This window comes from Pseudomonas helleri (genome assembly GCF_001043025.1).
GTDB classification, from domain to species: domain Bacteria; phylum Pseudomonadota; class Gammaproteobacteria; order Pseudomonadales; family Pseudomonadaceae; genus Aquipseudomonas; species Aquipseudomonas helleri.
In genome coordinates, this window is the sequence record NZ_JYLD01000001.1 from 342,496 (window position 1) to 360,563 (window position 18,068).

Below are 18,068 nucleotides of genomic sequence, written 5' to 3' on the forward strand. Positions count from 1 at the left end.
CAGCAGTGTCAAGGGCTTTACCCTACGACTTTGGGCCAAGAGCCGCGACCTAGAAGGGCTGAATGTCCACAATTTAAATATTAAATTGTCTACAACTTTACATTCAAAATGGTTTTTATCATTCCCGGATGCGTCAGTGAGAGCATCCAGCGCGCCTGCCCTGATTTCAAACCACCGCGCCGGGCACGATCCAGCACCCAGCCGCGCACTTCGATTTGCTTGCCCTGCAAGCGGTTGAGCGCTGCCTGATCGAAATTGCTCAAGTACTCAGGGGCAATGCGCACCACCGCCCCGCCTTGCAGATCAATCCACAGGCCACCACGGTTTCGCTGCACCCGGGTGACCTTGGCACTGACCAGCGCAAAGCCCGAACGGTTAATGTGCTGCGGGGCCAGCACCGGCGATTGTCGCCACAACCCGAGCGTGGCCGCACGGGCACGCTGCTCGGCGGCCTGCTGGCACTCGAGCAGTTCAACGTTAGGCGCCAGGGCGACTTGAAACCCCAAGCCATCGGCCAGCAACTGTGCTTCGAAATTGCTGCCATTGGCGCCGAAAACATGGGCCAGAGTACGCCCATAGCGATCTTGCGGCTGCAACCCCGGCAGCAAGCCGACACGCCCGTCACTCTGCGCGACCAGTGCTTGCAGGCGTTTGCGTGCGGCATCGGCAAACGGCTCGTCAGGGCGGCCCTTTTTACCGGTTTCCGGGGCATTGAGGCCAATCAGGCGCACGCTGCGGCCATCTTTAAGCCGCAGCGAGTCGCCATCGACCACGCGTTCCACCTGCGCGTAGGTGAGCGCGCGCGGCGCCGGGCACAGTACCTGCGCCTGAGCGACGGAATACCAAATCGCGGGCACAAAAAAGGCGCCCACAAGGGACGCCTTTTTCATTAACCCGGTCAGACCCAAAAGCCTGGCCAAGGTCATGTGCCTTACTCGGCGACTTTTTTAGCGCCGAAAGCACCAAAACGAGTCTTGAAGCGATCAACACGACCGCCAACGTCCAGAGTTTTTTGCTTACCGGTGTAGAACGGGTGGCACTCGTTGCATACGTCAGTACCCAGTGGCTTGCACAGGTTAGAACGAGTTTCGAACTTGTTGCCGCAGCTGCAAGTTACTTCGATCACTTCGTACGCTGGATGGATATCGGCTTTCATGGGGTATTCCTCAGGCTAGCGTGCCGCCACTCAACACCATTGTTGAATACCGCACGTAAATTTAGGGCGGGAATGATACCAGACCTTTAAACAGACGCAAGCACCGGGGGTCGGCTGTTTCTTGATCTTCATCTACGGGTTTTCAGCCACCCCGAACCTGCTTCCGGGCGCGTTGTCTGCTAGGCTCCCGGCCATATTGAACGCCGACCACTTGAGAGCCCCGCGTGCCCGACGCCATTTTGCGCCTTGCCCTGCCTTCCCCTTTGCGCCGCCTGTTTGACTACCGGGCGCCTGCGGGCGTGCTGCGCAGTCAATTACAGCCTGGCATGCGCTTGCGGGTGCCGTTCGGGCGACGGGAAATGATCGGCATTCTGGTCGAGGTGGTCGATCACAGCGAAGTCCCGGCCGACAAGCTCAAGCCGGCCATCGCCCTGCTCGACACCACGCCACCGCTGCCCGCCTCGCTATTCAAGCTGTGCCTGTGGACGTCGCAGTATTACCAGCACAGCTTGGGCGACACACTGAGCTGGGCCCTGCCCGTGCTGCTGCGCCAGGGCGAACTGGCCGAAGCGCGCCAGGAGCGTTTCTGGCAGATAGCCCCCGGCGCCAAGCTGGATGACCCGCGTATCGCCCGCGCCCCGCGCCAGCGCGAGGCCCTGGCCACTCTCGCCCAGCACCCGCACGGCGTGGCCCATCAGCTGTTGAGCAAATTAAAGCTGAACAAGGACAGCCTCGACCTGTTGCTGGCCAAAGAGCTGGTGACGGTCGAAATTCGCCGCCACGCGCCCAGTGCACGCCATGAACGCTGGCTGGCCCAGCCCGAGCTGCCGCTCAACGATGAGCAACGTGCCGCCTGCGAGGCGATTCGCGCCGGGTTCGACAGCTTCCATGCCTTTTTATTGGCGGGCGTGACCGGCAGCGGCAAAACCGAAGTGTATTTGCAGTTAATCCGCGAAACCCTCGAAGCCGGCAAACAGGCCTTGGTGCTGATCCCGGAAATCAACCTGGGGCCACAAACCCTGGCCCGCTTCGAGCAGCGCTTCAACGCCCGTATCGCACTGGTGCATTCGGCGGTCAATGATCGCGAGCGCCTCGAAAGCTGGCTCGCGGCCCGCGACGGCGAGGCCGACATTATTATTGGCACGCGCTCGGCGCTGTTCACCCCGATGAAAAACCCCGGGCTGATCATCATCGACGAAGAACACGACGGCTCTTATAAACAGCAGGAAGGCCTGCGCTACCACGCCCGCGACCTGGCGCTGGTGCGGGCACGGCAAGAAAACATCCCGATCGTGCTCGGCTCAGCCACTCCTTCGCTGGAGAGCCTGCATAACGCCTACACCGGCCGCTATGGTTTGCTGCGTTTGAATGAACGTGCAGGCGGAGCCAAACAGCCGCGATTCCTGCGCTTGGATGTAAAAAGTCGCCCACTGGACAGCGGTATTTCCGGGCCGATGCAACAAGCCATCGGCCAGACACTGGCGGCGGGCCAGCAAGTGCTGGTGTTTCTCAACCGTCGCGGCTTCGCGCCGACCCTGCTGTGCCATGACTGCGGCTGGATGTCGGAGTGCAAGCGCTGCGACGCGCGCATGACCGTTCATCAGCGCTCAGGCGAATTGCGCTGCCATCACTGCGGTTACGTCGAGCGCGTGCCGCGCAATTGCCCGCAATGCGCCAAGGTTGATTTGCGCCCTGTAGGGGCAGGCACCGAGCGGGCCGAAGAGCGGCTGGCGATTTTGTTCCCGGATTACCCGGTGCTGCGGGTCGACCGCGACAGCACGTCACGCAAAGACGCGATGAACCAGCTGTTTGCCACCATCCAGAAAGGCCAGCCGTGCATTTTGGTGGGCACGCAAATGCTCGCCAAGGGCCACCACTTTCCACGGGTGACGCTGGTGTCGATTCTGGATGCTGACGGCGGGCTGTTCTCGGGCGACTTCCGCGCCAGCGAACGCATGGCGCAATTGATCGTACAGGTCGCAGGCCGTGCGGGCCGGGCCGAAGAGCCCGGCCGGGTGATTATCCAGACCCACCTGGCCGACCACCCGCTGCTGATTCAACTGACCGAGCAAGGCTATTTTGCCTTCGCCGAACAGGCCTTGAGCGAGCGCCGGGCTGCGGGCTTGCCGCCCTTTGCGCACCTGGCGCTGTTGCGCGCCGAAGCGCACAAGCCGGGGCAAGCCGAAGGGTTCCTGGATGAAGCCTGCAGCGAGGCCGAGCGTTTGCTCGGCGAGCTGAACCTGCACGGTATCGAACTGCTGGGCCCCGTGCCTGCGCCAATGGAGCGCAGGGCCGGACGCTACCGCGCTCAACTACTCTTACAAGCCAACGCCCGCGCGCCGCTGCATCGGCTGCTGAGCCACTGGCTGCTGATCCTTGAACAAATGCCCAGCGGCAGACAAGTCCGCTGGTCACTGGATGTGGACCCGGTTGATTTGTATTGATCCAAACCGTGTAGGAGCGAGCTTGTCTCGCGATCTTTTAAACGATCAAAAGATCGCGAGACAAGCTCGCTCCCACAGGCTTGCAGCTTGCCGCTCCGTTAGCGGACAATACCCAGTTTTTCCACCTGCGCACTGAAGCGCTACCGCGCTTGCGGTCGAAAGAGAAGACCATGAAAGACACCATTCGCCAGCTGATTCAACAAGCCCTTGCTCAACTCGTCACAGAAGGTGTGTTGCCTGAAGGCCTGACGCCAGCGATTCAGGTGGAAAACGCCCGTGACAAAACCCACGGCGACTTCGCCAGCAACATCGCCATGATGCTGGCCAAACCTGCCGGTCTGAAGCCACGCGATCTGGCTGAAAAAATCATTGCCGCGCTGCCGGCCGATGAGCAAATCAGCAAGGTCGAAATCGCCGGCCCCGGCTTCCTCAACTTCTTCCAGAACACTCAGGCCCTGGCCTCGCGCCTGGACGCTGCACTGGCAGACCCAAAGCTCGGCGTGCGCAAATCCGGCCCGCATCAGCGCACCGCTGTCGACATGTCCGCGCCTAACCTGGCCAAGGAAATGCACGTAGGCCACCTGCGCTCCACCATCATTGGTGACGGCGTGGCACGGGTGCTGGAGTTTTTGGGCGACGAAGTGATCCGTCAGAACCACGTGGGCGACTGGGGCACCCAGTTCGGCATGCTGATGGCCTACCTGGAAGAAAACCCGATCACCAGCGACGAGCTGTCTGACCTCGAAAACTTCTACCGCGCCGCCAAAAAGCGCTTCGACGAGTCCCCTGAGTTTGCCGACCGCGCCCGTAGCCTGGTGGTCAAGCTGCAAGCCGGTGACCCGGACTGCCTGGCGCTGTGGAGCAAGTTCAAAGACATCTCGCTGTCGCACTGCCAGAAAATTTACGAACTGCTGAACGTTAAATTGACCATGGACGACGTGATGGGCGAAAGCGCCTACAACGACGACCTGATCAACGTGGTCAACGACCTCAAAGCCAAAGGCATGCTGGTAGAAAGCAACGGCGCGCAGTGCGTGTTCCTCGACGAGTTCAAAAACGCCGAAGGCGAGCCGTTGCCGGTGATTATCGTCAAGGCAGACGGCGGCTACCTGTACGCCACCACCGACCTGGCAGCCATCCGCTACCGCAGCGGTGTACTGAAGGCCGACCGCGCCCTGTACTTCGTAGACCAGCGTCAGGCCCTGCACTTCCAGCAAGTGTTTGCCGTGGCACGCAAGGCCGGTTTTGTGACCCACCCGATGGAAATGGAACACATGGGCTTCGGCACCATGAACGGCGCTGATGGCCGCCCTTTCAAGACCCGCGACGGTGGCACGGTCAAACTGATCGACCTGCTCACCGAAGCCCAGGAACGTGCCTACACCCTGGTGAAAGAGAAGAACCCTGAGCTGGCCGAAGAAGAACTGCGCGCCATCGCCAAGGTGGTCGGCATCGACGCGGTGAAATACGCGGACCTCTCCAAGCACCGCGCCAGCGATTACAGCTTCAACTTTGACCTGATGTTGAACTTTGAAGGCAATACCGCACCTTACCTGCTGTATGCCTACACCCGTGTTGCGGGCGTGTTCCGCAAACTGGGCAAGCGTTTCGACGAAGTACCGGGGCACATCGTCCTGGCGGCGCCACAAGAGCAGGAATTGGCCGCAAAACTGGCGCAATTCGGTGAAGTGCTGAACAACGTAGCTGAAAAAGGCACGCCACACACACTGTGCACCTACCTGTACGAAGTGGCCGGTCTGTTCTCCAGCTTCTACGAGAACTGCCCGATCCTGAACGCCGAAGACGAGGCCCAAAAACAAAGCCGTCTGCGCCTGGCAGCCCTGGCCGGCCTGACCCTCAAGCAAGGCCTGGAATTGCTGGGCCTGGAAACTCTGGAGCGCATGTAAGTTGGCCGCCAAGAAAAAACCTGCACCCAAGCGAGGCGCCAGCCGGTATCAGGCGCCAGCCAAAAAGCCGATTCCGGGCTGGTTGTGGCTGGCCATCGGCCTCACCGTCGGCGCGTTTATTGTGTTCCTGATGAAGCTCGAGCCGGGCAAGGGCGACGACGTCAAACGGGTCAAACAAGAGGCGCAAAAAACCTCGCAAGCGGCTGAAGCCAACAAGACGCCGCCGAGCCCGACTCAGCCGGTCAAGCCCAAGTACGACTTCTATACCTTGCTGCCCGAGTCAGAAGTGATCGTGCCGCCAGAAGCCGTGCCGGAGAAGACCCCACCTGCGCAGCCAACGACCCCTCTGGCGCCGGTGACACCGGCTGAAGCGGCAAAAATCGACACCGTGCGGGCTCAAGCTGCCCTGAACGGCCTGACGCCACCGCCTGCTCCACCCGTGGTCAAGGAAGCGCCGTCGACGACCAAGTTCTTCCTGCAAGCGGGCTCGTTCCGCAAACAGGCCGATGCGGACAAAGTGCGCGCCCAAATCATCCTGCTCGGCCAAACCGCTTCGGTTGAGTCGGGCACGGTGAAAGACGAAACCTGGTACCGGGTACTGGTCGGCCCGTTCAGCAACCGCGAACAACTGACCGTGGCCCAGAAGCAATTGGCTGGTGGCGGCTTCAACAACCTGTTGTTGCAGCAGCGCCGCTAACACCTGCGCTCCCGCCGGGGCATGAACCCTGTGGGAGCGGGCTTGCTCGCGATGGCATCATCGCGAGCAAGCCCGCTCCCACAAGGTCGGCGCCAAATCTCTCACTCCATTCATCCGCATTCCCCTCCCGCTGTTGAAATACCCGCTACAACCCCCATATGTATCTCCATCAGGCATTTTCGCCCCGCTGCGTGGAGACTCTCCCTTGACCACCATCGTTTCAGTTCGCCGCCACGGCAAAGTCGTTATGGCTGGCGACGGCCAGGTTTCTCTTGGCAACACCGTGATGAAAGGCAACGCGAAAAAAGTCCGTCGCCTGTACCACGGCCAGGTAATCGCCGGTTTCGCCGGTGCAACTGCCGATGCATTCACCCTGTTCGAACGTTTTGAAGGCCAGCTTGAGAAACATCAGGGCCATCTGGTTCGCGCCGCTGTCGAGTTGGCCAAAGAATGGCGTACCGACCGCTCGCTGAGCCGCCTGGAAGCCATGCTGGCCGTCGCCAACAAAGACGCGTCCTTGATCATCACCGGTAACGGCGACGTGGTTGAGCCCGAAGACGGCTTGATCGCCATGGGTTCTGGCGGTGCTTTTGCCCAGGCGGCAGCCCGCGCCCTGCTGATGAAAACCGACCTGCCGGCCCGCGAAATCGCCGAGACCGCTCTCGGGATTGCTGGCGACATCTGCGTGTTCACCAACCACAACATCACTATTGAGGAGCAGGACCTCGCTGAGTAAGCCCCCTGCCGGGCCAGTGCGCTGGCCCGTGTATGCACCTGACTTCAGCTAGAGGAACGCCAATTATTATGTCCATGACTCCCCGCGAAATCGTCCACGAACTCAACCGCCACATCATCGGCCAGGACGACGCCAAACGCGCCGTTGCAATCGCCTTGCGTAACCGCTGGCGCCGCATGCAGCTCCCTGAAGAGCTGCGCGTTGAAGTCACCCCGAAAAACATCCTGATGATCGGCCCGACCGGTGTCGGTAAAACCGAAATCGCGCGCCGTCTGGCCAAGCTGGCCAACGCACCGTTCATCAAGGTTGAAGCCACCAAATTCACCGAAGTGGGCTATGTAGGCCGCGACGTTGAGTCGATCATCCGTGATCTGGCTGACGCGGCGATCAAACTGCTGCGCGAGCAAGAAATCGTTAAAGTCCGCCACCGCGCTGAAGATGCCGCTGAAGAGCGCATTCTCGACGCACTGCTGCCACCTGCCCGCACGTTTGGCGAAGAGGCGGCGACACCGCAGGACTCCAACACCCGTCAGCTGTTCCGCAAGCGCCTGCGTGAAGGCCAGCTGGACGACAAGGAAATTGAAATCGAAGTGGCCGACGTGGCCGGCGTCGATATTTCCGCGCCGCCCGGTATGGAAGAAATGACCAACCAGTTGCAAAGCCTGTTTGCCAACATGGGCAAAGGCAAGCGCAAGAGCCGCAAGCTGAAAGTCAAAGAAGCCCTGAAAATGGTGCGCGACGAAGAAGCCAGCCGCCTGGTCAACGACGAAGAACTCAAGGCCAAAGCACTGGAAGCCGTTGAACAGCACGGCATCGTGTTCATCGACGAAATCGACAAGGTTGCCAAACGCGGCAACGTCGGCGGCGCCGATGTGTCCCGTGAAGGCGTGCAGCGCGACCTGCTGCCGCTGATCGAAGGCTGCACCGTCAACACCAAGCTGGGCATGGTTAAAACTGACCACATCCTGTTCATCGCCTCCGGTGCGTTCCACCTGAGCAAGCCAAGCGATCTGGTGCCTGAGCTGCAAGGTCGTCTGCCGATCCGTGTCGAACTCAAGGCGCTGACCCCGGAAGACTTCGAGCGCATCCTCAGCGAGCCGCACGCTTCGCTGACCGAGCAATACCGCGAACTGCTGAAAACTGAAGGCCTGAACATTGAGTTCCAGCCTGAAGGCATCAAGCGTCTGGCGGAAATTGCCTGGCAGGTTAACGAGAAAACCGAAAACATCGGTGCTCGTCGCCTGCACACGCTGCTGGAGCGCCTGCTCGAAGAGGTATCGTTCAGTGCCGGTGACATCGCCAGCGCCCAGAACGAAGAGCCGATTCGTATTGACGCCGAGTACGTGAACAGCCACTTGGGCGAACTGGCCAAGAACGAAGACCTCTCGCGCTACATCTTGTAAGCCGGGCACCTGTAGCCGCTGTCGCAGCCTGCGACAGCGGCTTCGTGTTTGTGTGAAGACCAAAAGGTTATGACCATGATCCCCAGCGCCATCAACCTGCACAAAGCCTCAAAAACCCTGACCCTCAAATACCCGTCTGGCGAGGAGTACCACCTGCCGGCCGAACTGCTGCGCGTGCACTCGCCGTCCGCAGAGGTGCAGGGCCACGGCAAGCCCATTCTGCAATTCGGCAAAATCAATGTCGGTTTGCTCAAGATCGAACCCGCAGGCCAATACGCACTGAAGCTGACCTTCGATGACGGCCATGACAGCGGGCTGTTTACCTGGGACTACCTGTACCAACTGGGGAAACGCCAGGATGAGTTGTGGCAGGACTACCTGGCCGAACTCAAAGCAGCCGGTAAGTCGCGCGACCCTTCGGAATCGGTTGTAAAACTGATGCTGTAGCACCCTGGCCAACTGTAGGAGCGAGCTTGTCTCGCGAGCTTTTTAAAGATCAAAAGATCGCGAGGCAAGCTCGCTCCTACAGTCCAGATGTGGGCAACTCAGGATGAGGTGGTTGGCTCCGGGGCCTTCACTTCAGCTGGCTTTTTGACCGCTGCCGGTTTTTTAGCGGCGGGTTTGGCCGCTGCCTTGGCTGCCGGTTTTGCGGCTGGCTTGGCAGGGGCTTTGGTGACAGGTTTTGCGGCTGGTTTTGCAGCTGGCTTGGCCGCAGCGCTGGCTGCCGGTTTAGCCGTTGCAGGCTTGGCGGCTGGTTTGGCGGCCGCTGGCTTGGCAGCAGCAGGTTTGGCTGCAGCAGGCTTGGCGGTCGTCGCTTTGGCTGGCGCGGGCTTGCTTGCAGGCGTGGCTTTGGTAGCGGCGACTTTTGCTGCGGCTGCGGTGAGTTTTTCGATGTGTTTGGTCAACACGTCGACTTGCGCATGCAAGTTTTTGACTTCTTCGCGGCTCGGCACACCCAAACGGGAGATCGCGCTGGTCAGGCGTTTATCGAAAGCCTCTTCGAATTCGCTCCACTTCTCCAGCGCCAGGTCTTTCACATCTTCAACCCGTGAACGCGCGGATGAGGTGGTTGCCTTGGCTTCATCGACAAACTTGTTGCCTGCACTCTTGGCCAGCTTTTCAGCTTTTTCGCCGTCTTTGACCAAACTGTCAAACAGCTTGCTGCCATCGGCATCAATCTTTGAGTACACCCCAAGGCCTGCCAACCAGATCTTGCGCGAGTACTCTTCTATCTTGCCGGTCCATGAGTGACTTTCTTTTGCAGGTGCAGCCGGTTTCTTTGCAGCCATTGTGTTCCCCTCAATGTTCAGTCGCGACGTCTTTGAGTCAAAGCGCCGCGTCATCAAGGTGAACAACATGTTCACCTGTAACAGGTTTAGACCTTAATCCGCCTAGTTTCAAGGCAGGTTTAAAACAGGTTTATGCCAGCGCTTTGTCCAGCGAGCGTTCAATTTCTGACTGGATCATGCCGCTCATCGCCGACATCAACATGCCCAGTTTCACGTCCACTTTGACCCGGCGCTCATCGACTTCCAGTTGGGCCTCGACCCCGGAACGTTTCAGGGTCACCTTGTCGCCCGACCACTCAGGGCTCAGCCCGTACTGAGATTCCAGCTTACCCACCACTTCCCGGGCCTTGACCCGCGCCTGCTCAAGACCCAGGGTGTGGATGCGCTCAACACTGATGTTTGCCATTGCTGCTTTCCTCGTAAAAAAGTCGATCACTATACTTACATTGACCCTCGCCAAGACAAAGCCGGCTACCGGGATTAGAATGGCCAGCATTCTCTTCTGGTGACAGCGATATGACTGATCAGCGCAAAGGCAGCGATGCCGAACCCACCACTCACTTCGGCTTCAAGAACGTGCCGGAAAGCCAAAAGGCCGACAAAGTCGCCGAGGTTTTCCACTCCGTAGCCGGTAAATATGACCTGATGAACGACGTTTTGTCGGGCGGCATGCACCGTCTGTGGAAGCGTTTCACCATCGAGCTGTCGGGTGTACGCCCTGGCAACAAGGTGCTGGACATCGCCGGCGGTACAGGCGATCTGGCGCGCAAGTTCTCGCAACTGGTCGGCCCGACCGGCCACGTGGTACTGGCCGACATCAACGCCTCGATGCTCAAGGTAGGCCGTGATCGCCTGCTGGACAAAGGCGTTGCCGGCAATATCGAGTTCGTTCAGGCCGACGCCGAAAAGCTGCCGTTCCCGGACAACCACTTCGACTGCGTGACCATCGCCTTTGGCCTGCGTAACGTGACCCACAAAGAAGACGCGCTGCGCTCCATGCTGCGTGTGCTCAAGCCGGGCGGCCGCCTGTTGGTGCTGGAGTTCTCCAAGCCGACCAACGCGCTGATGTCCAAGGTTTACGACGCCTACTCGTTCGCCTTTATGCCCATGGTCGGCAAGCTGGTGCTCAACGATGCCGACAGCTACCGCTACCTGGCTGAGTCGATCCGCATGCACCCGAACCAGGAGACGCTGAAGTCGATGATGGTCGAGGCCGGTTTTGACCGCGTGACCTATCACAACATGACCTCAGGTATCGTCGCACTGCACCGCGGCATCAAGCCCTGATGTTGCTGCGCGGCCTTCTCGCCAGCGTCGAAACCGGCGTTAACCGGGTATTGCGCCTGGACAGCACGGCCTTGGCACGCTTGCGCCCGTTGACCGGCAAGGTCATTGCGGTGCGCGGCAGCAGCCCGACGGTTCAGCTGTTTATCCTGCCCAGCGATGAAGGCCTGATGCTGGCCGCTGAGTGGGCCGCCGACGCCGACTGCACCTTGCGTGCCCCGACGTCGACCCTGCTGCGCCTGGCCTTGAGCAAAGACAAAAGCGCGGTGTTGCACAGCCCGCAGGTCGACCTCGAAGGCGACAGCGCCGCGTTGATGGCGCTGGCCGCCGTGCTGCAAGATCTTGAGCTGGACTGGGAGTACGAACTCTCACGCTGGATCGGCCCTGTGCCTACGGCGTTGATCGGCGGCCACCTGCGCAGTCGCGCCAACTGGTACCAGCAAGGTTTCGCCAGCCTCAATCAGAACCTGGCCGAATACCTGAGCGAAGAAGCCCGCACCTTGGTCGGCGAACGTGAAGCGCAAGCGCGCTTTGAGCAAATCGACCGACTTAAACTCGACCTGGACCGCCTGGAGGCACGCTTTGAGCGCCTCAGCCGATCCCTCAAGCCCAGCGATCACGCATGAAGCTGCTTGCCATACGCCGTTTGTTTCGCATCCAGCGCGTCGTCATTCGCTACCGCCTGGATGACCTGCTGTTTGCTCTGCCCTTGCCGTGGTGGCTGTTGTCGCTGCGTTATGCCCTGCCGTGGCGCTGGTTCCCGCGTAAAAAGCTGGAACTGAGCCGAGGCGCAGCCCTACGGTTGGCCTTGCAGGACTTAGGACCGATCTTTATCAAGTTCGGGCAAATTCTGTCGACCCGTCGCGACTTGCTCCCACCGGACATCGCCGATGAGTTGATGCTGTTGCAAGACCGCGTTCCGCCGTTCGACCCGGAACTGGCGGTCAAGCTGATCGAAGAACAGCTTGGCGCCAAAATCAGCGAAGTCTTTAGCCGTTTTGACATTGAACCGCTGGCCTCAGCCTCGGTGGCCCAGGTGCACGCCGCCAAACTCAAAACCGGCGAAGAGGTCGTGGTCAAAGTCGTCCGCCCGGGCCTCAAGCCGATCATCGGCTCTGACCTGGCCTGGCTGTTTATTCTGGCCAAGACCGCCGAGCGCCTGAGCGCGGATGCGCGCCTGCTGCACCCGGTAGACGTGGTCAGCGATTACGAAAAAACCATCTACGACGAACTCGACCTGCTGCGCGAGGCGGCCAACGCCAGCCAGCTCAAGCGCAACTTCGAAGGTTCGCCGCTGCTCTACGTACCGCAGATTTACTGGGACTGGTGCCGCCCCAAGGTGCTGGTCATGGAGCGCATCTACGGGCTGCAAGTCACCGATCTGGCGGCCTTGGCCGACCAGCGCACCGACATGAAGCTGCTGGCCGAGCGCGGGGTCGAGATCTTCTTCACCCAAGTGTTTCGTGACAGTTTTTTCCATGCCGACATGCACCCTGGCAACATCTTCGTCAGCACGGTCAGCCCGTGGAGCCCGCAATACATCGCCATCGACTGTGGCATCGTCGGCAGCCTGACCCCCGAAGACCAGGACTACCTGGCGCGCAACCTGTTTGCCTTCTTCAAGCGTGATTACCGGCGTGTGGCCCAACTGCACATCGACTCGGGCTGGGTGCCTGCGAACACCAAGCTCAACGAGTTTGAGGCGGCGATCCGCACCGTGTGCGAGCCGATTTTCGAGAAGCCGCTCAAAGAAATTTCCTTTGGTCAGGTGCTGATGCGCCTGTTCCAGACCGCTCGGCGCTTCAACATGGAAGTCCAGCCGCAGTTGGTTTTGTTACAAAAAACCCTGCTTAACATCGAAGGCCTGGGCCGCCAGCTATACCCCGACCTTGACCTGTGGAGCACCGCGCAGCCGTTCCTTGAACGCTGGATGCGCGAGCGCGTCAGCCCCAAAACCCTGCTGCGCAACCTGCACAGCCAGGTCGAGCAGATCCCGCATCTGGCGGGCATGACCCGCGACCTGCTGGAACGTATGTCGCAACCTCACGCCAAAAACCAGCCGCTGGCGGTGCGTGAGCCCCGGGACGGCTGGTTCTTGCGCCTGCTGGGCGCCGGGCATGTGGTCGCAGGCGCCTTACTGGCAACTGTCGGACCTTTGGGCAGCATCGGTTACTGGCCGGCGGGTATCCTGCTGGTGGTGGGCCTTTACCTGATCGTGCGCCGATCGTAGGAATTCTGGTCACTCTTGAGAGAGGCTGGCAAACTGTGGGCATCGCGAGTGCGGAGTCAAACATGAAAGACTGGCTGGACGAGATCAAATGGGACAACGATGGCCTGGTGCCTGCAATTGCCCAAGACCATAAAACCGGACGTGTGCTGATGATGGCCTGGATGAACCGCGAGGCCCTGAGCCTGACCGCGGCAGAAAACAGTGCCATCTACTGGTCACGCTCGCGTGGCAAACTGTGGCGCAAAGGCGAAGAATCAGGCCACGTGCAAAAGCTGCATGAAATGCGCCTGGACTGCGACGCTGATGTGATCATCCTGATGGTTGAGCAAATCGGCGACATCGCCTGCCATACCGGCCGTCAAAGCTGCTTCTACCGCGTTTACGAAAACGCCGAATGGAAGACCGTTGATCCGGTACTTAAAGACCCGAACGCCATTTATCACGCAGGCCACTCCCATGACTGACACCCTGAACCGCGTCGCCCAAGTGCTCGAAGCACGCAAAGGCGCCACGCCAGACAGCTCCTATGTCGCCAGCCTGTACCACAAGGGTTTGAACAAGATCCTGGAAAAAGTCGGCGAAGAGTCGGTCGAAACCATCATTGCCGCCAAAGATGCTGCCATCAGCGGTGACTGCAGCGATGTCATCTACGAAACGGCTGATTTATGGTTCCACAGCATGATCATGCTCGCCCAGCTGGGCCAGCATCCTCAGGCGGTACTGGATGAACTGGAGCGCCGCATCGGCACTTCCGGACACGTGGAAAAAGCCTCCCGGCCTTCCGCCTAAACCCTTTTTCAAGGAGCACAGCATGGGCATTTTTGACTGGAAACACTGGATCGTCATTCTGGTAGTCGTGGTCCTGGTCTTCGGCACCAAAAAACTGAAAAATCTGGGCACCGACGTGGGCGAGTCAATCAAAGGCTTTCGCAAAGCCATGAACGACGACGAAAAGCCTGCCGAACCCGTGGTTCCTCCTGCGCAGCCAACTGCCGCACCGACACCGCACACCACTTCGACCCTGAATGAGCCGCACACCATCGACGTGCAGGCACAAAAAGTCGAAGAGCCGACCCGCAAAGACGTGTGAGCCAAAACCCATGTTCGGTATCAGCTTCAGTGAACTGCTGCTCGTCGGCCTTGTAGCCCTCGTGGTGCTGGGCCCCGAGCGCCTGCCGGGTGCTGCACGCACCGCCGGCCTGTGGATCGGACGCTTGAAACGCAGTTTCAATGCGATCAAACAGGAAGTTGAACGTGAAATCGGCGCTGACGAGATCCGTCGCCAGTTGCACAACGAACACATCTTGTCGATGGAAGAGGAAGCCAAGAAGATCTTGGCTCCGCTCCAGCCGACGGTGCCGCCCGTGGTGCCGACAGAGCCTGTGGCAGCCCCCGCAGCCGCGCCTGTGGCCCCGCTGGCTCACCCGGAGCCTGCCAGCCCGGCACCGACCAGCCTGAGCGAGACCGAGGCCGGGCCAGCGCCTCACGCGCCTGCGCCACACGACCCAACCCTGCCACCGCGAGCCCCCTAAGCGCATGAGCGACTCCTCCAAAAACGAGCAGCCCGAACACGACCAGCCAATGCCGCTGGTCTCGCACCTGACCGAGCTGCGTACCCGTTTGTTGCGCTGTATTGCGGCGGTCTTTCTGATCTTCATCGCCTTGTTTGCCTTTACGCAGCAGATCTACACCCTGGTCTCCACGCCGCTGCGTGAATACCTGCCGGTGGGCGCCACGATGATCGCCACCGACGTGGCCTCGCCGTTCCTCACGCCGCTCAAGCTGACCATGATGGTCTCGCTGTTTATTGCCATTCCGGTGATCCTGCACCAGATCTGGGGCTTTATTGCGCCGGGCCTGTACAAGCATGAAAAGCGCATTGCCGTACCGCTGCTGATCTCCAGCATCTTTTTGTTCTATGCCGGTATGGCGTTTGCCTACTTCCTGGTCTTCCCGCTGGTGTTCAAGTTCTTTGCTGCCGCGACCCCTGAAGGCGTGGCCATGATGACCGACATCAGCAGTTACCTTGATTTCGTCATGACCCTGTTTTTTGCCTTTGGCGTGGCCTTTGAAATTCCGGTGGCTGTGGTACTGCTGGTCTGGATCGGCATCGTCGACGTCAAATACCTGCGCAAGATCCGTCCGTACGTGATCATCGGCTGCTTCGTGGTCGGCATGATCCTGACCCCGCCAGACATCTTTTCGCAGACGCTACTGGCCGTGCCGATGTGGATGCTGTTTGAGATAGGCATTCTGTTTGGCAGCCTGATCAGCAAAAACAAGCGCGGCGACGAAGAAGAGCCGGCTGACAGTGACAGCAACGCCCAACCGCCAGCACCGCAGCCGTGAACCTGCTGCTCCTCGAAGAGGCTGACTTCATTGCCGCCGACCGCGTGATCCTGCGCGACCGGCGCCTGACCCACATGCAGGACGTGCACCGTGCAGCGGTGGGCGACACCCTGCGCGTGGGCCGGATTGGCGGTTTGATGGGCAGCGCCGAACTGGTGCGCCTTGAAGCCAAAGAGGCAGAGCTGGTGATCCTCAGTCTCGACCAGCCCCCGCCGCCAAAGCTCCCGCTGACCCTGCTGCTGGCCCTGCCCCGGCCGAAAATGTTGCGCCGGGTACTCCAGACGGTGGCGTCCATGGGCGTGCCCAAGGTCGTGCTGGTCAACAGTTACCGGGTTGAAAAGAGCTTCTGGCAAACCCCGTTTCTGGAGCCCGAGGCCATACGCGAGCAATTGATCCTGGGCCTTGAGCAGTCCCGCGACAGCGTGCTGCCTGAAGTCATCATCGAAAAACGCTTCAAACCGTTTGTCGAAGACCGCCTGCCGGCCATGGCCGACGGCACTTTGGGCCTGGTCGGCCACCCCGGCAATTACCCCGACTGCCCACGCGGCCTGAACGAAGCCGTCACCCTGGCCATCGGCCCGGAAGGTGGCTGGATCCCTTACGAGATCGACCTGCTGGTCAACGCCGGGCTGCAACCGGTACAACTCGGCGCCCGCATCCTGCGGGTCGAAACCGCCGTCACCGCCCTCCTCGCCCGGTTGTTCTAAGCCCACTAATCTCTACGGCCGTTTCGCAGCCTCGTTCCTCGTCAGCGACTACGAGGCTAGCGAGCGGCCTCGCTCCCTATATGGCAATAAGCCACTTCTTGCGACCTGGATCACATATTCGACAGCCGTTCTACAGTTATCTGCCGGGACGCCGATGCGCTGTGAAGTCACGAGCACCGCAAAGCAACGGACAACTTTGCGTCTCTCGATCCAGGTCCTTAAAGGAGCAGCACCATGTACCGTCGATTAGCCCACCTACTCGGCAATATGAGCGTCAATCGTAAACTCAGCCTGGGTTTCGGCCTGGTGCTGGTTCTGACCGTGTTGATCGCCGCCGCCGGCTGGAATGGCCTGGCGTCGGTGATTGAACGGGGCGACAAACTGGCCAGCATCTCCAGGATCATCGGACTGACCAAAGACCTGCGCATTGCGCGGCTCGATTATCAACTCACTCACCAGGCCGATGCCCAGCACCAGGTGGATGAGCGCTTGCGCGAGCTGGACACTATTCTGGTTTCGTCGCGTAAACAGCTGACCATGCCTGAAGACCTGGCGCTGGTCGATCAGCAGATCAGTGCCGCCGCCGAGTACAAACGGGCCTTCGATGACCTGGCGCAAGGTAAAAATACCGATCAGGCGCTGGAGCGCATGCACCTGCAAGGCAATAACCTGATCGACCTGAGCCAAAAGCTCTCGGCACTGCAAACCGCCAAGCGTGACAGAGACAGCCAGCAGGCCAGAACGCTGCTGGTCAGTTGTGCCGTGCTGGCGCTGCTGATCGGGATCATTGCGGCCTGGATCATTACCCGCCAAATCGTGGTACCGCTGCAACGCACGCTTAAGGCTGTTGAGTACATCGCCGCCGGTGACCTGTCCCATGACACTAAAACTGAGCGCCGCGATGAGCTGGGGCAGTTGCAGAAGTCCATCCAGAACATGACCGAAGGCCTGCGTGAGCTGATTGGCGGAATTCGCGATGGCGTCACCCAGATTGCCAGCGCTGCGGAAGAGCTGTCCGCGGTCACTGAGCAAACTAGCGCCGGGGTTAACAGCCAGAAGGTCGAAACCGACCAGGTGGCCACCGCCATGAACGAAATGGCCGCGACGGTGCAAGAAGTAGCCCGTAATGCCGAAGAAGCCAGTGAAGCCGCCGGTGCTGCCGACAAGCAGGCCCACGAAGGCGACACGGTGGTTGCACAAGCCATCGCGCAGATCGAGAAGCTCGCCGTAGAAGTTGCGCACTCCACCGAGGCCATGGATCACCTCAAGCGCGAAAGCGACAAGATTGGCAGCGTGCTGGACGTGATCAAGTCGGTGGCCCAGCAAACCAACCTGCTGGCCCTGAACGCGGCCATTGAGGCGGCACGGGCCGGTGAAGCCGGGCGCGGCTTTGCGGTGGTGGCCGACGAGGTGCGTAGCCTGGCGCAACGTACGCAGCAATCAACCGAGGAAATCGAAGAGCTGATTGCCGGCCTGCAAAGCAGCACACAGCAGGTCTCAAGTCGCCTGGACAGCAGCCGCACCCTCACCGACAGCAGCGTCGAACTGACCCGCAGTGCAGGCCAGTCGCTGGGCAACATCACCCGTACCGTGTCGGCCATTCAGGGCATGAACCAGCAAATTGCGGCTGCCGCCGAGCAGCAGAGTACCGTGGCGGAAGAGATCAACCGCAGCGTGCTGAATGTGCGTGATGTGTCAGATCAGACGGCCGCCGCCAGCGAAGAAACCGCCGCGTCGAGCATTGAGCTGGCGCGTTTGGGCACGCATCTGCAGACGTTGGTGGGGCGATTCAGGGTCTGAACCGGTAGGAGCGAGCTTGTCTCGCGATCTTTTGATTGTTTAAAAGATCGCGAGGCAAGCTCGCTC

At 60.2% G+C, this 18,068-nt stretch carries 20 protein-coding genes; 16 read left to right on the forward strand and 4 right to left on the reverse strand.

What is annotated here, in order from left to right:
* Window positions 1-89: 89 nt before the first annotated feature.
* Window positions 90-926: a thermonuclease family protein gene (locus tag TU84_RS01455; RefSeq protein WP_048366719.1), complete on the reverse strand. Its 837-nt coding sequence runs from the start codon at window positions 924-926 to the stop codon at window positions 90-92.
* Between the two features lie 5 nt (window positions 927-931).
* Window positions 932-1,156 carry a 50S ribosomal protein L31 gene (gene rpmE / locus TU84_RS01460; RefSeq protein ID WP_048366720.1) on the reverse strand — a complete coding sequence of 75 codons (225 nt, stop codon included), beginning with the start codon at window positions 1,154-1,156 and terminating at the stop codon, window positions 932-934.
* A gap of 224 nt (window positions 1,157-1,380) precedes the next feature.
* On the opposite strand from rpmE, the gene TU84_RS01465 reads away from it, so the two are divergent.
* The 6 genes from TU84_RS01465 to TU84_RS01490 all read left to right on the forward strand — a co-directional run bounded on the left by TU84_RS01465 (window position 1,381) and on the right by TU84_RS01490 (window position 8,790).
* Window positions 1,381-3,600, forward strand: a complete 2,220-nt coding sequence (locus TU84_RS01465; protein ID WP_048366721.1) for a primosomal protein N' — start codon at window positions 1,381-1,383, stop codon at window positions 3,598-3,600.
* A gap of 170 nt (window positions 3,601-3,770) precedes the next feature.
* Window positions 3,771-5,507 (forward strand): arginine--tRNA ligase, encoded by a 1,737-nt coding sequence (gene argS, locus TU84_RS01470; protein WP_048366722.1) that lies wholly within the window; start codon window positions 3,771-3,773, stop codon window positions 5,505-5,507.
* A 1-nt stretch (window position 5,508) separates the two neighbouring features.
* Window positions 5,509-6,204 carry an SPOR domain-containing protein gene (locus tag TU84_RS01475; protein WP_048366723.1) on the forward strand — a complete coding sequence of 232 codons (696 nt, stop codon included), beginning with the start codon at window positions 5,509-5,511 and terminating at the stop codon, window positions 6,202-6,204.
* Between the two features lie 205 nt (window positions 6,205-6,409).
* Window positions 6,410-6,940, forward strand: a complete 531-nt coding sequence (hslV, locus tag TU84_RS01480; protein ID WP_048366724.1) for an ATP-dependent protease subunit HslV — start codon at window positions 6,410-6,412, stop codon at window positions 6,938-6,940.
* A 68-nt stretch (window positions 6,941-7,008) separates the two neighbouring features.
* Window positions 7,009-8,343 carry an ATP-dependent protease ATPase subunit HslU gene (hslU, locus tag TU84_RS01485; RefSeq protein WP_048366725.1) on the forward strand — a complete coding sequence of 445 codons (1,335 nt, stop codon included), beginning with the start codon at window positions 7,009-7,011 and terminating at the stop codon, window positions 8,341-8,343.
* Between the two features lie 75 nt (window positions 8,344-8,418).
* Window positions 8,419-8,790, forward strand: a complete 372-nt coding sequence (locus TU84_RS01490; protein ID WP_409348652.1) for a gamma-butyrobetaine hydroxylase-like domain-containing protein — start codon at window positions 8,419-8,421, stop codon at window positions 8,788-8,790.
* A gap of 98 nt (window positions 8,791-8,888) precedes the next feature.
* Here the strand turns inward: TU84_RS01490 and TU84_RS01495 are convergent, their stop codons facing one another.
* On the reverse strand, window positions 8,889-9,632 hold the full coding sequence (locus TU84_RS01495) for a phasin family protein (RefSeq protein ID WP_048366727.1): 744 nt from the start codon (window positions 9,630-9,632) through the stop codon (window positions 8,889-8,891).
* A 130-nt stretch (window positions 9,633-9,762) separates the two neighbouring features.
* On the reverse strand, window positions 9,763-10,038 hold the full coding sequence (locus TU84_RS01500) for a polyhydroxyalkanoic acid system family protein (RefSeq protein WP_048366728.1): 276 nt from the start codon (window positions 10,036-10,038) through the stop codon (window positions 9,763-9,765).
* A gap of 110 nt (window positions 10,039-10,148) precedes the next feature.
* Here TU84_RS01500 and ubiE point away from each other — a divergent pair, with 110 nt between their 5' ends.
* From ubiE to TU84_RS01550, 10 genes are all read left to right on the forward strand, one after another.
* Window positions 10,149-10,919 (forward strand): bifunctional demethylmenaquinone methyltransferase/2-methoxy-6-polyprenyl-1,4-benzoquinol methylase UbiE, encoded by a 771-nt coding sequence (ubiE, locus tag TU84_RS01505; RefSeq protein ID WP_048366729.1) that lies wholly within the window; start codon window positions 10,149-10,151, stop codon window positions 10,917-10,919.
* Window positions 10,919-11,542 (forward strand): ubiquinone biosynthesis accessory factor UbiJ, encoded by a 624-nt coding sequence (locus TU84_RS01510; protein WP_048366730.1) that lies wholly within the window; start codon window positions 10,919-10,921, stop codon window positions 11,540-11,542. The genes ubiE and TU84_RS01510 overlap by 1 nt, the downstream gene beginning before the upstream one ends.
* Window positions 11,539-13,146, forward strand: coding sequence for a ubiquinone biosynthesis regulatory protein kinase UbiB (gene ubiB, locus TU84_RS01515; protein ID WP_048366731.1), 1,608 nt, complete (start codon window positions 11,539-11,541; stop codon window positions 13,144-13,146). Before TU84_RS01510 ends, ubiB begins: the two co-directional genes overlap by 4 nt.
* Window positions 13,147-13,208: 62 nt before the next feature.
* On the forward strand, window positions 13,209-13,610 hold the full coding sequence (gene hisI, locus TU84_RS01520; RefSeq protein ID WP_048366732.1) for a phosphoribosyl-AMP cyclohydrolase: 402 nt from the start codon (window positions 13,209-13,211) through the stop codon (window positions 13,608-13,610).
* The gene (locus TU84_RS01525) at window positions 13,603-13,935 is read left to right on the forward strand and encodes a phosphoribosyl-ATP diphosphatase (RefSeq protein ID WP_048366733.1); all 333 of its coding nucleotides are present in this window, start codon (window positions 13,603-13,605) and stop codon (window positions 13,933-13,935) included. The genes hisI and TU84_RS01525 overlap by 8 nt, the downstream gene beginning before the upstream one ends.
* A 22-nt stretch (window positions 13,936-13,957) precedes the next feature.
* The gene (locus tag TU84_RS01530) at window positions 13,958-14,236 is read left to right on the forward strand and encodes a twin-arginine translocase TatA/TatE family subunit (protein ID WP_048366734.1); all 279 of its coding nucleotides are present in this window, start codon (window positions 13,958-13,960) and stop codon (window positions 14,234-14,236) included.
* A 10-nt stretch (window positions 14,237-14,246) separates the two neighbouring features.
* A complete protein-coding gene (tatB, locus tag TU84_RS01535) occupies window positions 14,247-14,678 on the forward strand; it encodes a Sec-independent protein translocase protein TatB (protein ID WP_048366735.1) in 432 nt (143 codons plus the stop codon).
* A 4-nt stretch (window positions 14,679-14,682) separates the two neighbouring features.
* On the forward strand, window positions 14,683-15,495 hold the full coding sequence (gene tatC, locus TU84_RS01540) for a twin-arginine translocase subunit TatC (protein ID WP_048366736.1): 813 nt from the start codon (window positions 14,683-14,685) through the stop codon (window positions 15,493-15,495).
* Window positions 15,492-16,202: a 16S rRNA (uracil(1498)-N(3))-methyltransferase gene (locus TU84_RS01545; protein WP_048366737.1), complete on the forward strand. Its 711-nt coding sequence runs from the start codon at window positions 15,492-15,494 to the stop codon at window positions 16,200-16,202. The genes tatC and TU84_RS01545 overlap by 4 nt, the downstream gene beginning before the upstream one ends.
* Window positions 16,203-16,436: 234 nt before the next feature.
* Window positions 16,437-18,002, forward strand: coding sequence for a methyl-accepting chemotaxis protein (locus tag TU84_RS01550; RefSeq protein ID WP_048366738.1), 1,566 nt, complete (start codon window positions 16,437-16,439; stop codon window positions 18,000-18,002).
* Window positions 18,003-18,068 lie beyond the last annotated feature (66 nt).

Bases quoted from the DNA above. Each gene is read 5' to 3' on its own strand.
- ubiE (WP_048366729.1), top strand. From the start codon at position 10,149: ATGACTGATCAGCGCAAAGGCAGCGATGCCGAACCCACCACTCACTTC.
- TU84_RS01530 (WP_048366734.1), top strand. From the start codon at position 13,958: ATGGGCATTTTTGACTGGAAACACTGGATCGTCATTCTGGTAGTCGTG.
- argS (WP_048366722.1), top strand. From the start codon at position 3,771: ATGAAAGACACCATTCGCCAGCTGATTCAACAAGCCCTTGCTCAACTC.
- TU84_RS01490 (WP_409348652.1), top strand. From the start codon at position 8,419: ATGATCCCCAGCGCCATCAACCTGCACAAAGCCTCAAAAACCCTGACC.
- hslU (WP_048366725.1), top strand. From the start codon at position 7,009: ATGTCCATGACTCCCCGCGAAATCGTCCACGAACTCAACCGCCACATC.
- TU84_RS01525 (WP_048366733.1), top strand. From the start codon at position 13,603: ATGACTGACACCCTGAACCGCGTCGCCCAAGTGCTCGAAGCACGCAAA.
- tatC (WP_048366736.1), top strand. From the start codon at position 14,683: ATGAGCGACTCCTCCAAAAACGAGCAGCCCGAACACGACCAGCCAATG.
- rpmE (WP_048366720.1), bottom strand. From the start codon at position 1,156: ATGAAAGCCGATATCCATCCAGCGTACGAAGTGATCGAAGTAACTTGC.
- tatB (WP_048366735.1), top strand. From the start codon at position 14,247: ATGTTCGGTATCAGCTTCAGTGAACTGCTGCTCGTCGGCCTTGTAGCC.
- TU84_RS01495 (WP_048366727.1), bottom strand. From the start codon at position 9,632: ATGGCTGCAAAGAAACCGGCTGCACCTGCAAAAGAAAGTCACTCATGG.
- hisI (WP_048366732.1), top strand. From the start codon at position 13,209: ATGAAAGACTGGCTGGACGAGATCAAATGGGACAACGATGGCCTGGTG.
- TU84_RS01550 (WP_048366738.1), top strand. From the start codon at position 16,437: ATGTACCGTCGATTAGCCCACCTACTCGGCAATATGAGCGTCAATCGT.
- TU84_RS01455 (WP_048366719.1), bottom strand. From the start codon at position 926: ATGACCTTGGCCAGGCTTTTGGGTCTGACCGGGTTAATGAAAAAGGCG.
- TU84_RS01500 (WP_048366728.1), bottom strand. From the start codon at position 10,038: ATGGCAAACATCAGTGTTGAGCGCATCCACACCCTGGGTCTTGAGCAG.
- ubiB (WP_048366731.1), top strand. From the start codon at position 11,539: ATGAAGCTGCTTGCCATACGCCGTTTGTTTCGCATCCAGCGCGTCGTC.
- TU84_RS01510 (WP_048366730.1), top strand. From the start codon at position 10,919: ATGTTGCTGCGCGGCCTTCTCGCCAGCGTCGAAACCGGCGTTAACCGG.